Origin of the sequence: Caproiciproducens puteiluti (assembly GCF_052442865.1) — a bacterium.
Taxonomy (GTDB): Bacteria; Bacillota; Clostridia; order Oscillospirales; family Acutalibacteraceae; genus Caproiciproducens.
Genome location: NZ_CP194790.1, coordinates 45,832 through 60,104, shown reverse-complemented (window position 1 = coordinate 60,104; position 14,273 = coordinate 45,832). Strand labels below are relative to the sequence as shown.

At 52.9% G+C, this 14,273-nt stretch carries 10 protein-coding genes, 1 tRNA gene and 1 pseudogene; 1 reads left to right on the top strand and 11 read right to left on the bottom strand.

What is annotated here, in order from left to right; all coding sequences use genetic code 11:
- Positions 1-4: 4 nt before the first annotated feature.
- From ACRQU7_RS00285 to ACRQU7_RS00250, 8 genes are all read right to left on the bottom strand, one after another.
- Positions 5-1,768, bottom strand: coding sequence for a class I mannose-6-phosphate isomerase (locus ACRQU7_RS00285; RefSeq protein ID WP_444642799.1), 1,764 nt, complete (start codon positions 1,766-1,768; stop codon positions 5-7).
- Between the two features lie 97 nt (positions 1,769-1,865).
- Positions 1,866-2,882 (bottom strand): zinc-dependent alcohol dehydrogenase, encoded by a 1,017-nt coding sequence (locus tag ACRQU7_RS00280; RefSeq protein ID WP_444642797.1) that lies wholly within the window; start codon positions 2,880-2,882, stop codon positions 1,866-1,868.
- Positions 2,883-3,104: 222 nt separating this feature from the next.
- Entirely contained in the window at positions 3,105-4,370 is a 1,266-nt protein-coding gene (locus ACRQU7_RS00275) for a PTS transporter subunit IIC (protein ID WP_444642795.1), read from the bottom strand.
- A gap of 28 nt (positions 4,371-4,398) precedes the next feature.
- Positions 4,399-4,695: a PTS sucrose transporter subunit IIABC gene (locus ACRQU7_RS00270; RefSeq protein WP_444642793.1), complete on the bottom strand. Its 297-nt coding sequence runs from the start codon at positions 4,693-4,695 to the stop codon at positions 4,399-4,401.
- A 4-nt stretch (positions 4,696-4,699) separates the two neighbouring features.
- Complete coding sequence (locus tag ACRQU7_RS00265; protein WP_444642791.1) at positions 4,700-5,173, bottom strand: PTS sugar transporter subunit IIA; 474 nt, start codon at positions 5,171-5,173, stop codon at positions 4,700-4,702.
- Between the two features lie 65 nt (positions 5,174-5,238).
- Positions 5,239-6,972, bottom strand: coding sequence for a phosphoenolpyruvate--protein phosphotransferase (gene ptsP, locus ACRQU7_RS00260; RefSeq protein WP_444642789.1), 1,734 nt, complete (start codon positions 6,970-6,972; stop codon positions 5,239-5,241).
- Positions 6,972-7,232, bottom strand: coding sequence for an HPr family phosphocarrier protein (locus ACRQU7_RS00255; protein ID WP_444642787.1), 261 nt, complete (start codon positions 7,230-7,232; stop codon positions 6,972-6,974). The genes ptsP and ACRQU7_RS00255 overlap by 1 nt, the downstream gene beginning before the upstream one ends.
- A gap of 361 nt (positions 7,233-7,593) precedes the next feature.
- The gene (locus ACRQU7_RS00250) at positions 7,594-8,019 is read right to left on the bottom strand and encodes a VOC family protein (RefSeq protein ID WP_444642785.1); all 426 of its coding nucleotides are present in this window, start codon (positions 8,017-8,019) and stop codon (positions 7,594-7,596) included.
- Between the two features lie 224 nt (positions 8,020-8,243).
- Between ACRQU7_RS00250 and ACRQU7_RS00245 the strand changes: the two are divergent.
- A pseudogene (locus tag ACRQU7_RS00245) lies at positions 8,244-9,002 on the top strand (IS30 family transposase); the annotation flags it as partial.
- A gap of 161 nt (positions 9,003-9,163) precedes the next feature.
- On the opposite strand, the gene ACRQU7_RS00240 reads toward ACRQU7_RS00245, so the two are convergent.
- The 3 genes from ACRQU7_RS00240 to ACRQU7_RS00230 all read right to left on the bottom strand — a co-directional run bounded on the left by ACRQU7_RS00240 (position 9,164) and on the right by ACRQU7_RS00230 (position 13,711).
- A tRNA-Arg gene (locus ACRQU7_RS00240) sits at positions 9,164-9,240 on the bottom strand.
- A gap of 61 nt (positions 9,241-9,301) precedes the next feature.
- A complete protein-coding gene (locus ACRQU7_RS00235) occupies positions 9,302-11,221 on the bottom strand; it encodes an alpha-amylase family glycosyl hydrolase (protein ID WP_444642783.1) in 1,920 nt (639 codons plus the stop codon).
- Between the two features lie 27 nt (positions 11,222-11,248).
- Positions 11,249-13,711, bottom strand: coding sequence for a glycogen/starch/alpha-glucan phosphorylase (locus tag ACRQU7_RS00230; protein ID WP_444642781.1), 2,463 nt, complete (start codon positions 13,709-13,711; stop codon positions 11,249-11,251).
- Between the last annotated feature and the right edge of the window lie 562 nt (positions 13,712-14,273).

The following is a 14,273-nucleotide window of genomic DNA, read 5'->3' as shown; positions in this document are numbered from 1 at the left end:
CCTACTAGACTCTCACAAACGCCTGAATAACGGCTACTTTTTTCCCGACGGATTTTCCGGCGGGCGCGATTTCGTACTCTCCGACGTTTTCAGGAACAATGAACGTTTCCGCATAATGAACGGTAAACGGGTTGAACCGTCCCTGCGGGGAAGTAACGGCGATTTCCTCGCCCTCCACAAGATTCAGCATATTTACGGAATTGTTACAGTCCATGCGAATTTTTTCATCGAACCAATATCGCCTTGTTTCAATAAATTCCAACTCGTGAAGGCCGGTCCGCTCCACTTTTTTATGCGCGTCTTCTTCCAGCGTGATTTCGCGATGCAGCAGATTTTTTTCCACCCAATCCGTAGTCCGGTTGAACTGGATTACCTTTTCCCCGTGTTCGATGTTGATCGGCCGGGGTTTTCCGTCCAGCCCGACTCTGCCCCAGTCCCAGAGCTTCATGGTGAAGATAGAGGGCGTGGCTGAGATTTCAAGGACGACGGAATTTTTGCCGGAGCAATGAATCGTTCCCGCCGGGATTAGGACATGATCGTGCTTTTTGATCGGGAACTTGTTGATATACCGGGTGTCGTCGAACGTCTGACTTTGCTGGGCCTCTTTTAAAGCCGGGATAAGCGTTTCCTTCGTCGTTCCTTCCTTGACCCCGAGATAAACGCAGGCATCCTCTTTTGCGTCCAGAATATAATAGCTCTCATCCTGCGTGTAATGCATGCCGAAAGTCTGCTGTATGTATTCGGTCAGGGGATGAACCTGAAGGCTCAGATTTCCCCCGTCCATGGTATCCAGAAAATCGAAACGGATCGGGAATTCCGTGCCGAAGCGGGAGTGAACCTCCGGCCCGAGCAGACGGTCCGGCTCCTGAAGCACAATATTGAGGGCGGGGATTTCTACAATGGTATCCTTGAATTTCAGATGGACGGCATTTTCCTCGGGCACGCCGTCAAAGCACCACGCAAAATTATTCTTGCCGGGCTTCAGCGCGAAGACTTCTTCCATCCAGCGTCCGCCCCAGATGCCCTCGTCGAAATAAGGCACAAGCCGGAAAGGCTGCGATGCCATTTGGCAGATGCCGTCGCGCAGCGCGCAGCCCGTTATCATGTTCGGGGAATTGTCCCGATTGGTATCAATCAGGAAGTCCATATCCGGGAAAACATCCATCTTGTGCCTGTCAAGAGCCCTCCACTCGATAAAATAACCACGTTTGTATTTGCGCAGGGAGTCCTCTTCAAAATTCCCCGCCCCCCAGTTGTCCAGCTCTCCGCTGCGATACCGGCACTGGATTTCCCACCGGGACAGGTCTCCGTAAATCAGGATGTCTCCTTTGGTTACCAGCGATGCGCCGACGCCGTATACGACGATCAGTCCCCGGTCCGTGTCTTCGATCTGCTTTCTGCATGCTTCCAGTTTTTCTTCGTCAAAGAATTCAATTAGCCGGCGGACCGACAAAACGCCGAAAACTCTGTCGTCCGTAATGTTTCTTTCCAGTTTCGGATACAGCTTCTCCTCCGGTAATTTGCAGTCTTCGCTGAAAAAGGTTTTATCGGCAAGCAGGGGCCTGATCAGGCTGCTTTCTATTTCCTTTTGACGGACGCCGTGATAATAATCGATCACCACAACGGTTTTATTCTTTTTTAATTCGCTTAGGCGCGCTCTTATTTCCGCGACAATATCCGCGTATCCGTGAAACGCCTCACGGTCATGCCCTTGAATTTCCGTGAACGGAAATTTATCGTAATTCGTCTTTCTATCCTTAAAATACATGATGTGTCCTTTCTTCTAACTCTGCAACTTTCTTTTGGAACACGGTATCAGAATCGAGCCTTCTTCCCCAAAAGTTGCCGATAGCAGTAAGAGGCATTTATTTATCCACTTGGACAGCTACCTTCATACACAAAATATCCCTGGTTTTTTCAAACGCTTTTTGTGTCTCTTCAAAAGAGAAACGATGGGTGATTATTCGGCCAATGTCGATCTTCTCCTGCTGCAGCAAGGAAATCAATTTGGGGTAAGTATTCGTATAACGATAAGAAGGGATTACCCTCAATCCCTTATAAACGATTTGCTTAAAGGTCTGCCCCAGCGGCTGGTCGGAAACCCCAACGGTCACTAATGTTCCCCCATTGTGCAGATATCCGATAAAAGTATTCACGGCCTCTGTATTGCCCGTGGTATCAATGACTGCGTCAAGCGCCGGGACCGTGGAGCCGTCATACTTTCCCGCAATGAGAAATTGCTCCCGCTTGAAATCCATTTGCACCCCGATATCCCTTTTTTCGGGGAAAATATCTGACAAATAAACCTTTTTATCGGGAAACATGACGGACAGAAGTTTCCCAATAAGCATACCGATAGAACCGGCCCCCAAGACCGCTATCACCGAGCAGTTTTCTTCGGGCAGCTTTTCAATTGCCGAATAAGCCACTGACAGCGGTTCCAACAGGGCCCCTTCCTCGAAGCTCAGGCTATCCGGCAGCCGGAACACGCACTTTCCGGGCCAGGAAATAAATTCTTTCAAGGCCCCCGGAGTGCCCTTGCTGGCCAGAAAAGATAATCTTTCACAGAAATTGTATTGCCCACTTCTGCAATAGCGGCAATGCCCACACCAGTTTCCGGGCTCCAAAGCGACCCTGTCACCCACCTTGAGGCGGGTAATATTTTTTCCAGCCCTGGTGATAACCCCCGCCGCCTCATGTCCTAACACAAGCGGATAAGCCAGATGATGCGGCAAAGTTTTCGCCCTGAAATAATTGACATCCGAGCCGCAGATGGTTACTACCTTCATTCTGACAAGAACGCTGTCGTCACTTATGGTTGAGTTTTCCTGAACGTCTTCCACTTCTATCCGTTCAACATCTTTCAGCAAAGCTTCTTTCATAGAACCACCTTCTATCATTGTAGAACCATGTTATTCTCCGAATAACAGACGGAAAGGGGATTCACGCACAGACCTTTTGATTCAACGATCAGCAGGGCAGGGTGCCATCAAGGCCGGATTTCCAACCCTGGCTGATTTCTCGTGCCGGCTTTCACCTGTTCAAACCGCACTGCTGTGTGCAATGAATCCCTTTCCACTAATCAAGACGGATTGGAATAAGGCTTACCCAAACAAATGACGGATTTGTACCAAAATCCAGAGCAGGATGTTTCCGCCTTCATCCCAGTTCGTAAAGACGGCACCGGCTGCAATCTTATCCGTAAATACGCCGGTCAGCTGGCAAGCTCCCGTCATGATTCCGGCCATGCTGGAGGCAATCAGGGTAGCGGGTATAATCCATAGGGTCGCTACTATGACTGTATGTACCACGTTTCCTTTGGTGTAGGGGACCATGCCGCCGACCCAGTAGGGAAGGGCCGCCAGAGAGGCGACGGGAAGGAAATTGCAGCCCGGCAGGAATGCCGCCAGCAGCATGGAGATCGGGTACATGATGATCACAGTCGACATGACGGAGGGGTCGCCGAGCAGGATAGCGGGGTCGACGGCGATCCACAATTCGCGTCCCGGGAACTTTTCTTTCATGAATTTGGAAAGTGCGTTTGAAATGGGGATGATGCCTTCCGCGATCAGCGACAGCATTTTGGGAAGAATAACAAGCACCGCCGCCAGCTGAATGGCAAGCTGGAGAACCTGGGTTACGTTAAACCCGGCGATGATCCCCATCAGGACGCCCATAATGGCGCCGATCACGGACATTTCACCGAAAATACCGAACTTTTTCTTAATCTGCTCCGGGGACGCGTTTACATCGCGCAGGCCGGGGATGCGTTCAATTATTTTCATGACATATTCCGCGAAGCTGGCGGTGAAAGTTCCGGAAGTAGCGACAACGGATACTCCTTCCAGGCCGTTGAATTCCTGAATTTTTTTCGCGTGGTGATCCGCCAGAAACATATTGATTACCAGAAGCAGCAAGCCGGAAGCAACGCCGATGAAGATGTTTCCCGTAAGGGCCCACATCAGGGCGGCGACAAATTCGCCATGCCAAATGTTCCACATATCCACCCATAAAGTCTTTGTGAGTTTAAAGATAACGCACAGCATATTCAGCGCGATGATGCCCAGAATTACCCAGACGACACCCGGCCATCCCCAGGCGACCGATACGTTTCCGTAACCGATATCGATCACGCGGAAGTTTACCCCCAGCCTGTTGGACAGCGCGGTCGTCACGGGCGTCATGGCGCTGATGGACAAGTCGATGATCACATTCAGCCCGGTCAGACCGATGCCGAAGTAGAGTGCGCTGCGCAGACTCTTTGACAAGCCGCCTCCGAAGATCATGCACAGCGCGAACATGATGATGGGTACGAACACAGTACCGCCTAAGCCGAAGAACCAGTCGAACGCCTGTTTTACCATTTCCATATTTTTTCCCCCTTACTATTTCAATGCCTTATTCTTTACGAAGGCATTCTGCGACTTTATCGATTGCCTTTTCCATACCGGACTCATCGCCGGTCAAAAACGCGATAGCATTCACGACCGGGAACGAATATTGCTGGCGGATATTCATGGTGGACACAAGTACCGAAATCCGGTCCTGAAGTCTTTCCACCTCGTCGATTCTCCCCGTTTTTACCTCAAAGTCGGAAAAGCCCTTTTTTTCCAGCCCCTCTTGGATTCCCTGGGCGGCAACGACAGATGTCAACGTCCCCGCTCCGCATACAACCAAAATCAATTTTTTACTCATTGCTTTAACCTCCCACTAAATTTTGTTGCAGAATCTGTAAAATCTCCTGTTTGTCCTCGGACGCTACTATTTGCTTTACAATCGCCTCGTTCTGGATCATTTTGGTAATCGAAGACAACAGTCCGAAATGTTCGTGTCCTCCCGCCGATGCGAACATCAGGACAAGCGTCACGTCAATGGACTCATCGGGATCGTCCATCCTTCGGAAGGCTACCCCATCCCGTAAAGTCGCCACCCCAATGCATGTCCGGTTGACGTGGATGGACTGGGTATGCGGAATGGCGACATTGTACTTCCCGCAATCCAGCCCCGTAGGGAACTGCTGTTCGCGCTCTATTATGGCGTCGCAGAAGGATTCCCGGACAAAACCGTTCTCATACATCTGATTGCTCAGCTTTCGCAGCACCTGGCCGTTTTCTTCGGCCCCGACATGGATCAAAATAAGATTTTCATCGATTACGAGATCATTGCTGCTCAATTTTTTCTCCCCCTCTTTCCTTGTCCCGCTTATGCGAAGTCTTTCGCAACGAACCGCTCCCCCCTTTATGAGCACCAATCCCAGTACTGGTCGGGAAGGCTGCTTCTGACCAGGTCCCGTACCTGGGCCGCCGTGTCCAGGCAGACAGCCTTTTCGGCCAGTTCTGAAAGCAGGTCCCGGTCCAAAAGGCCAATCAGCTTTTTAACCAGTAAAACGGACGGCAGGTTCACGCTTATATTTTTGATTCCCATCCCGATCAGGATAGGAAGGGCGGTCGGGTCTCTGGCCATTTCCCCGCAGACGCTGCATGTCTTGTTACAGCCGTTCACCGCGTCGCTCGTCCTTTGAATCAGCCACAGCACCGCGGGGTTCAGATGGTCATAAAGATAGGCGACTTTTCCGTTAAGCCGGTCGGCGGCCAGAGTATATTGAGTGAGGTCGTTGCTCCCTATGCTGAAAAAATCGACCTTTTGGATGAATTTTTGGGCCAGGATTGCCGCCGAAGGGGTTTCGATCATGATTCCGATCGGGGTTTCCTCCTGAAACGGAAGGTTTCGCTTTCTGAGCTCCCGCTTTGCTTCCTCCAGAACGGACAGGGCACGTTCCAGCTCGTCGACGGAGGCGATCATGGGAAACATAATTTTGACGTTCCCGGACGCGCCGGCCCTGAGAGCCGCGCAAAGCTGAGTTTTCAGAATTTCCGTCCGGTCGATGCAAATCCGGATTGCGCGGTACCCCAGCGCCGGATTTGCTTCGTGGCCCAGATCAAGGCAATCTGCGGCTTTGTCCGCGCCGACGTCCATCGTGCGGATTGTCACGCTCCTGTTCGCCAGCTTTTTCGCGACGCTCTGATAAATGGCAAACTGTTCATCCTCACCGGGAAACGTTTTTCGATTCATATATAAAAATTCCGTTCGAAACAGGCCGACGCCGTCCGCACCGTATTCTATGATTTTGTCAGTCATGGAGGCATCTATGATATTGGTAAAAACATTGATTTTGGTTCCGTCGCGTGTTGCCGGAACCGTCCCTCTTAAAGTATTTAGGAGATCGCATTTTTCCCTGTTTTTTTCACATTCTTCCATTGCTTTTCGAATGCATTCTTCCGTCAGGCCGCTCTGTATTTCTCCGGAAACGGCATTCAGGAACACCGTCTGCCCATCTTTGATCCCGCCGACGTCTCCGCAGCCGACAACAGCGGGGATGCCCATATTTGCGGCCAAAATCGCAACGTGAGAGGTTTGGGACCCCTTTGCCATAATCAGGCCCTTGACCATATCGTTTGCATTGATCAAAACGGAAGGCGGAAGATCGTCGGAAACAAGAATCGCTTCTTCCTGCAGGTCGGAAAGGTCCATGTCGCTGTAGCCTGTCAACCGGCGGATCAGCCTTTTGCTGACATCCTTCAAATCCTGCGCCCGCTCCATCAGCATGGGATTGTTCAGCGAGAGCAGCGCTTTCTGCTGTTCCGAAGAGGCCCGCGCGACGGAGGCGGGGACGCTGTAACCCGCCCGGATATTCTGTTCTATGGAACCCGTAAAGATTTTGTCTGTCAGCATCACCGCCTGCATGCGGAACATTTCAGCTTTCACTTTTTTTCCGGCTTGGGCGTATTTTTCACTTACCAATACCATCTCGTCATTGAGGTTTTCTACTGTACCGTACATCTGCCGGACAGCCTGCTCCGGATCTCCCTGAAGTTTTTCTTCCGGACTATATTCGGGCATGTCCTGAAGCACAATAGCCTTTCCCACCACTTTTCCGACGGATACCGAAATCCCTCGCAATAGCATTACCATTATTCCTCCAGTGTACGTATAAATTCGCAGATTTCATTTACTGCTTTCACTTCATCCTCTCCCTCCGCCCGGACTTCCACATGGGTTCCGGGCATCAGTTCCCCTGCCAAAAGGCTTAATATACTGGTGGGGTCCACCGTTATGTTGCCGTTGACGATCTGCAGTTTACTGCTGAATCTTTTCGAAAGCGTGACCAGATTAGAGGCTGGCCGCGCATGGAGACCGGTCGGATTTTGGATTACGATCTTTTTGGAGTGCATTTTTATTTCTCCTTTTTTAATAAAGTTTCATTGTCTGTAAGCGGGGCATTACGGCAAAGCCGGAAAATGCAAACTTTCTTTTCGTATTCACATCAGGCGGAGTGCCTCCCATACTTTTTCCCTCTGCCCCAGATCGGAAGGAGGGAAATTTCTTTATTGCTGAGATGTCATAGATGTCATATTGTTATGACATCATGTCTTATGTTTATAATAGTCTATATTGGATTGAATGTCAACATAAAATATTAAAAACTGTTATCGTTATTAGGAATAGTTGCCTATGAATCCTGTGATATGCCCACGCGCCTAAAAGGACTCGGGGTTTCTTGCATATTGAATTTCCTCTCAATTTTGTGATTTTCTATAACAACGCAAAATGGGCACTCTCAATAATTGATTTCATTTGGCATAAACAAAAAGGGTGTCCGGCGGGGTCAAACATCACTCTCCAATTGTCAGAAAATTGTTCATCTGCGATGGCCGCTCCACAATGGACTGCATATTGCACTGCTTTTTCTAAATCATTAACGACGAAATCCATATGTGCCATTTGCTGTTGAGCTTCCGGTTCTGCTGGCCATACAGGCGGTTGATACTCAGAATCCCGTTGAAACATGATACCAGGATATGTTCCCTGATTGGTTCTCGGGGCATATACACATGCCCAATCCTCATCGATAACCAAGCTTTCCCACTTGAGCAGCGCCGCATAAAATTTTGCCAATTCATGCGGGTCTTTGCAATCCATTATAAATGAGTACAATTTTATTTTCAATTCATTATCCATAACGCTAATCCTCCTATATAAAGAATCCTTACTGCAGCTGCCTATTTTTCGGTATGATGCAATATCTTTGAATCATGATATCATATTTATATATCTTGAATTTACAATGTAAGTGCAACAGTAAAAAAAGAATGACTCAGAGTAATGAATCCGATACCATAGTGTTTGTGAGGACAACTATGGGAGGATACGAAGACAATGAGTCAATATCATCATCTTAGCATGTAAGGAACTTGTTTCTTAAAATGCAGTGGTCGCCGGAACAAATATCAAATCGCCTCCGACATGAACACAGCGTGTTGAGAATCAGCTATTCTACCATCTATCGGGCAATTTACGCCGGATTGTTCGACACGCCGGCGCAAAGGCATTCCGAGGGGAATCGGGGTGCAATCAGGAATCTGCGCCATCGGGGGAAAACCAGACGGCGCCAAGAAACCGTTGAGACCAGAGGCAAAATTGTAATCAGTAACCGCATTCAAGAGCGCCCCAAAGGAGCTGACGACCGGCAAGTTATTGGGCATTGGGAAGCGGATACTGTGGCTGGGAAAACAGGCTCTGCTTGTCTTGTAACCATCACGGATCGGTGCAGCCGGTATCTGCTGGCCGGAAAGGTACAAAAGCGATATTCGGCTCTGGTTGCAGACAAGATGATCTCTTTGCTGTCCGCTTTGCCTAAGAAGAAACGCAGAACCATCACGCCCGACCGGGGCAAAGAGTTTTCTAAGCACAGCTGCGTAACGAAGGCATTGAGCGGAGTGCAGTTCTACTTCCCGGACCCCCACGCGCCCTGGCAACGGGGCACAAATGAAAATACTAATGGTCTGCTTCGAGAATATCTGCCCAAGTCTTTTGACATCGCACTTTCTTCAGAAAACCAAATTGCAGACTTCATTAAAAAACTCAATCACAGACCCCGTAAATGCTTAGGTTGGAAAACTCCCTACGAAGTCTTTTTTGAGAAATCGTTGCACTTGACTTGACAATTCAAGATATAAAAAGAGACATACTATCCCCTGCGGGGAAGTATGTCTCTTTTAGCGCGTTTTTCGTGCCTACGACGGCGGCCGCCCACCTGTACCGGGATTTTCGCCTCGTGGCAGACAAAAAATAAGGACAGGGGCAAAAGCCCTGTCCTTATTTTTGGCGCGCCCGGAGGGACTCGAACCCGCGACCTCTTGATTCGTAGTCAAGCACTCTATCCAGCTGAGCTACGAGCGCATTTTGCGGCTTTGTTTTAAGCCGCCTAAGTATCATATCACATTTAGCGGGGATTTGCAACTTATTTTTTCAATCCGACGGATTCCTTCTGAAATCGCCCGCACTCCGGCCCGACCGCTTTTGCCGTTTCCTTTTTCAGCAAAACGGCACAGTCCTCCGGATTCAGATACAGCATATTGTTCCCGTCCGGCACCACGCCGATCACCGCGCGGGACTGCCGCCATTCTTCGGGAACCCGCACGCTGCGGCCTTCCGCCCCCGCGTTGACGACGCAGAGCAGGCTGACCGCTTCGTCCCGGCGGAGATACCCCATGCAGGAGCCGTCGGCAAGGAACGGAAAAAAATCCCCTTCCCTGAGCGCGGAACAGTTGCGGCGCAGTCTGCCCAACAGGCGGTACCACTCCACCAGTTCCTTCTCTTCCCGCCCCCACGGGTAACAGGCCCGGTTGAACGGGTCGCGGTAGCCTTCCATTCCGGCCTCGTCGCCGTAGTAAATACAGGGTACGCCGGGCAGGGTGAACTGCATCAGCGAGGCAAGCCGCATCAGGCGCAGGCCGCGGCGGCGGCGCTCCCTTGTCAGGTGTGCGGCGCTCTGCCACTCGCGTCCGCGCCCGTCCAGAGGCTCGCCTGCAAGCATGGTGAGCGCGCGTTCGGTGTCGTGCGTGCCGATATGGTTCATCAGCAGGCGGACGACCTGAGGCGGGTAATTTTCCAGAATGCCGAGGATGATTTCCATCATATCCCCGGCATCCGCCCCGGTCAGAAAGCCCAGAATCGCGCTGCGGAACGGGTAGTTCATCACGCTGTCGAGCTGGCTGCCCAAAAGGTACCGGCGCCTTTGTCCATAGGCCGTCTTATTGGACGCGTCCTCCCAGACCTCGCCCAGAATCAGCGCATCGCTCTTTTGCGCTTTTGCCGCCGCGCGAAGTTCGTCCAGAAAGAAATCCGGCAGTTCGTCGGCAACGTCCAGCCGCCAGCCCGCCGCGCCCGCGGAAAGCCACTTCCGGATGATGCCGTTTTCGCCGTTGATATATTCCCGGTAGGAGGGCTCGCTCTCATTCACGCAGGGCAGGGTAATGAAATTCCACCAGCAGTCGTATTCCTTCGGCCAGTGCTGGAAGTTGTACCAGGGATAGTACGGCGAATTTTTGGAATGGTACGCGCCGGGGGCGGCGTAGCGGTCCTGCCGGTTAAAGTAGACGCTGTCGCTGCCCGTGTGGTTGAAAACGCCGTCCAGCACCACCCGGATGCCCGCCTTTTCGGCGGCGGCGCACAGTCGGGTGAAATCCTGCTCGTTTCCCAGCAGGGGGTCTATTTTGGAATAGTCCGCCGTGTCGTACCGGTGGTTGGAGTGGGACTCGAAAATCGGGTTCAGGTACAGGCAGGTGACGCCCAGCGACTGAAGGTAGGGGAGCTTTTCCTCGATTCCGCGCAGGTCGCCGCCGAAATAGTCGGTGTTGGTGATCCTGCCGTCCTCATTGGGCCGCCAGTCGGGCTGTTCCTGCCAGCTTTCGTGCAGCTTCCGGTCGGCGGGAACGCCGGTTTTCGGCTGCGCCGAGCGGGCGAACCGGTCCGGAAAGATCTGGTACAGGATGCCGCCGGCAAGCCAGTCCGGGGTGGCAAACTCCCGGTCATAGGCCGTCAGCTGCCAGAAGCGGGCCGCATCGCTGAAAACGCCCTCTCCGCCGCGGCCGCGCGTGATCTGCAGGGTTCCGCGTTCGGTATCAATCTGGAACCGGTAAAAGAAAAGCCCCGGTTTTTCCGGCGTAAAGTGGCACTCCCACCACTCGCCGTCGTCGCCGTTCATACCGCACCAGAACATGCCCCGGACCATTTCTTCTCCGGTAAAGCCGTCCTTTATCGTCAGCCGCGCCGCGCTGCAGTGCAGCGCACGCGGCAGGGTAATCTTAAAATGCACCGGTGTGCCGTCCGCCACCGCCCCAACGGGGTCGCGGAACACCGGATCGCGGGAATCAAACATGGATATTCCTCCCAGGAAGCTTTCCAGTTATTTGCTCTTTCTGCCCGGACGTACGCGTCTGACCGGAACCTCCTGCTTTACGGCTTCTTCCGGCAGGGGCTGGGCGTGCCAGATTTTTTCCGCGTACTCGCGGATCGCGCGGTCCGCCGCGAAACGGCCCGCGTTCGCGGTATTGACCAGGCACATGCGCTGCCAGCCCTTCGCGTCGCCGTAAAGGGCTTCCGCCCTTTTCTGCGCGTTCGCGTAGGAATCGAAATCCGCCAGCACCATATAGGGGTCGTGATTCAGCAGGGAATCGGCGATATCGTTGAATTTTACGCAGCAGAAGCCGGTGTTCAGCTCCTCGACCGCCTGTTTAATGGCCGGGCTGCCGTTGAAGTACGTCCTTGGGTCATAGTTCGGCTTGAGCGCGTCGACCTCCGCCGCCGTCATGCCGAACAGAAGGATATTGTCGTCGCCTACCGCATCGTGGATTTCGACATTCGCCCCGTCCAGGGTACCGATGGTGACCGCCCCGTTGATCATGAATTTCATGTTGCTGGTGCCGGAGGCCTCGGTCCCCGCGAGCGAAATCTGCTCGCTCAGGTCGGCGGCGGGGGTCAGCAGCTCCGCGAGCGTCACGCGGTAGTCCTCCAGATAAACGACCCTCATCTTCTGATTGACCCGCGGGTCGTTGTTGATGGTATTGCCTAGGTCAACGATCAGACGGATCATCTGTTTTGCGAAGTAGTAGCCCGGCGCGGCCTTCGCGCCGAAAATATAGGTATGGGGGGTGAATTCCGCGTCGGGATTCTCCCGCAGCCACTGGTAGACCGACAGGATATGCAGGGCGTTCAGATGCTGGCGCTTGTATTCGTGCATGCGCTTGACCTGTACGTCGAAAATGGAGTCCGGGTCCACGTCCAGACAGTTTTCCCTTTTGATATACTCAGCGAGGCGGAGCTTGTTTTCCCGCTTGACCTTCGCCATCTGCTCCAGAACGGAAGCGTCATCCGCGTAGCGCGCAAGCTTCTGCAGCTGCGCGGCATCGTGAAGGTAGCCGTCGCCGATCAGCCCGGTAATCAGCTTCGAAAGCCCGGGGTTCGCCTGGTTCAGCCAGCGGCGGTGGGCAATGCCGTTGGTCACGTTCGTGAATTTCTCCGGCATCTCGGTATAAAAATCATTGAATACGGTATTTTTCAGAATATTGCTGTGGAGCTGCGATACTCCGTTGACGCTGTGGCTGCTGACGACCGCGAGGTTCGCCATTTTGACGTAGCCGTCGTTCAGCGGGGCCATACGGCCCACCTTGTAGCCGTCCACGCCCTTTTCGTGCATCTGCGCGCAGAAACGGCGGTTGATCTCCTCCACAAGCTGGTAGATGCGGGGCAGGCGGGATTTGAACAGTTCGACCCCCCAGCACTCCAGCGCCTCCTTCATGACCGTGTGGTTCGTATAGGCGACGGTACGGGTGACGATATCCCAGGCCGCGTCCCAGCCGTAGCCGCACTCGTCCAGCATCACGCGCATCATTTCCGGGATAGCGAGCACCGGATGGGTGTCGTTCAGGTGGATGGCCACCAGATCGGGCAGGTTGTCAAGCGTGCTGTATTTGAACAGGTGGCGGCGGATGATATCCTGAATGGTCGCGGAAACCAGAAAATACTGCTGCGAAAGGCGCAGGCTCTTTCCCTCCATGTGGTTGTCCTCGGGGTAAAGCACCTTGGTGATGACCTCCGCCATGGCGTTCTGCTCCATGGCGCGCAGATAGTCGCCGCTGTTGAACAGCTTCATGTCGAATTCGGTGGAGCTTGCCGCCCAGACGCGCAGGCGACTGATGCCGCGCCCGTCCATCCCCGCGACGTACATGTCGTACGGCACCGCGGTCACCTTTGTAAAATCCTTATGGTTCACCACATGGTACTGGTTGTTCCAGAATTCCTCGATATGTCCGTTAAAGCGGACCTCCACGCTTTTTTCCGGCACCGCCTGCATCCAGATTTTCCCGCCCGGAAGCCAGAAATCGGGCAGCTCCGTCTGCCAGCCGTCCACCAGCTTCTGGCGGAAGATGCCGTACTCATAGCGCAGGGAATACCCCGTGGCGGGGTAGCCCTGTGTGGCCAGGGCGTCCAGGAAGCAGGCGGCAAGCCTGCCCAGCCCGCCGTTGCCCAGCCCGGCGTCCGGTTCCTGCTCGTAAAGACAGTCCAGCTTCAGCCCCAGCTCGCCCAGCGCTTTGCGGAAGTCCCCCTCGATCCCGAGGTTGAACAGATTGTTTTTCAGCGAACGGCCCAGCAGGAATTCCATACAAAGATAGTAAACCTGCTTGGTATGGGTTTTTTCCGCCTCCGCCATATATTCGCTCCGGCCCGCGGCCATCAAATCGCGCACGGTGAGCGCGACCGCTTTGTAACACTGTTCGTCGGTCGCGTTTTCAAGGCTGACGCCGAAAACACGGTCGAGCGTAGACAGGATCGTTTCCTTGATTTTTCCGACCGGCTGTCTGTAATTCATAATGATGTCCTCCATAAATAAGGGAAACGCCGCGAAAATTCCGGCGCTTCCGGATGGTATGCCGATGATTTTCCCGTTTGGGATTCCGATATGCCAATATCGAATTTGTGTCTATTATATACCAATATCCGCAGTTTTTCAACAGCAGCGTCTGGAAGCGCGGATTTCACCGAAAAATTCGGAAAACAAAAGGCCCAGAGCCGATTTCTTCTGTTTTCTCCCGCGAAATCTTTCTTTTGTTATTACAACGTATTTTCGGCTTAAAATTGTACAATATTCACAAAACAATAAAACAAAGAAAAGCATATCCGCCGCGCCGAAGGGAGTGAAGCTCGCGGGAAACCGGACTCCCTCAGTCAGGCTTCGCCTGCCGGCTCCCTCAAAGAGGGAGCCGAAAGAGGACACCCTACCTCCCTCCGTGAGGGAGGTGTCGCGCCCGGCGCGGGGAGGGAGTCTCGGAGCATCCTACTCACATTCAGCATAAGCCAACTGGAAGCATCGCCGTAGGCGCTTGCCGACCGCACGGTCCGCATCCCGACCGGCAGGTCCGTAAAAAATAGTG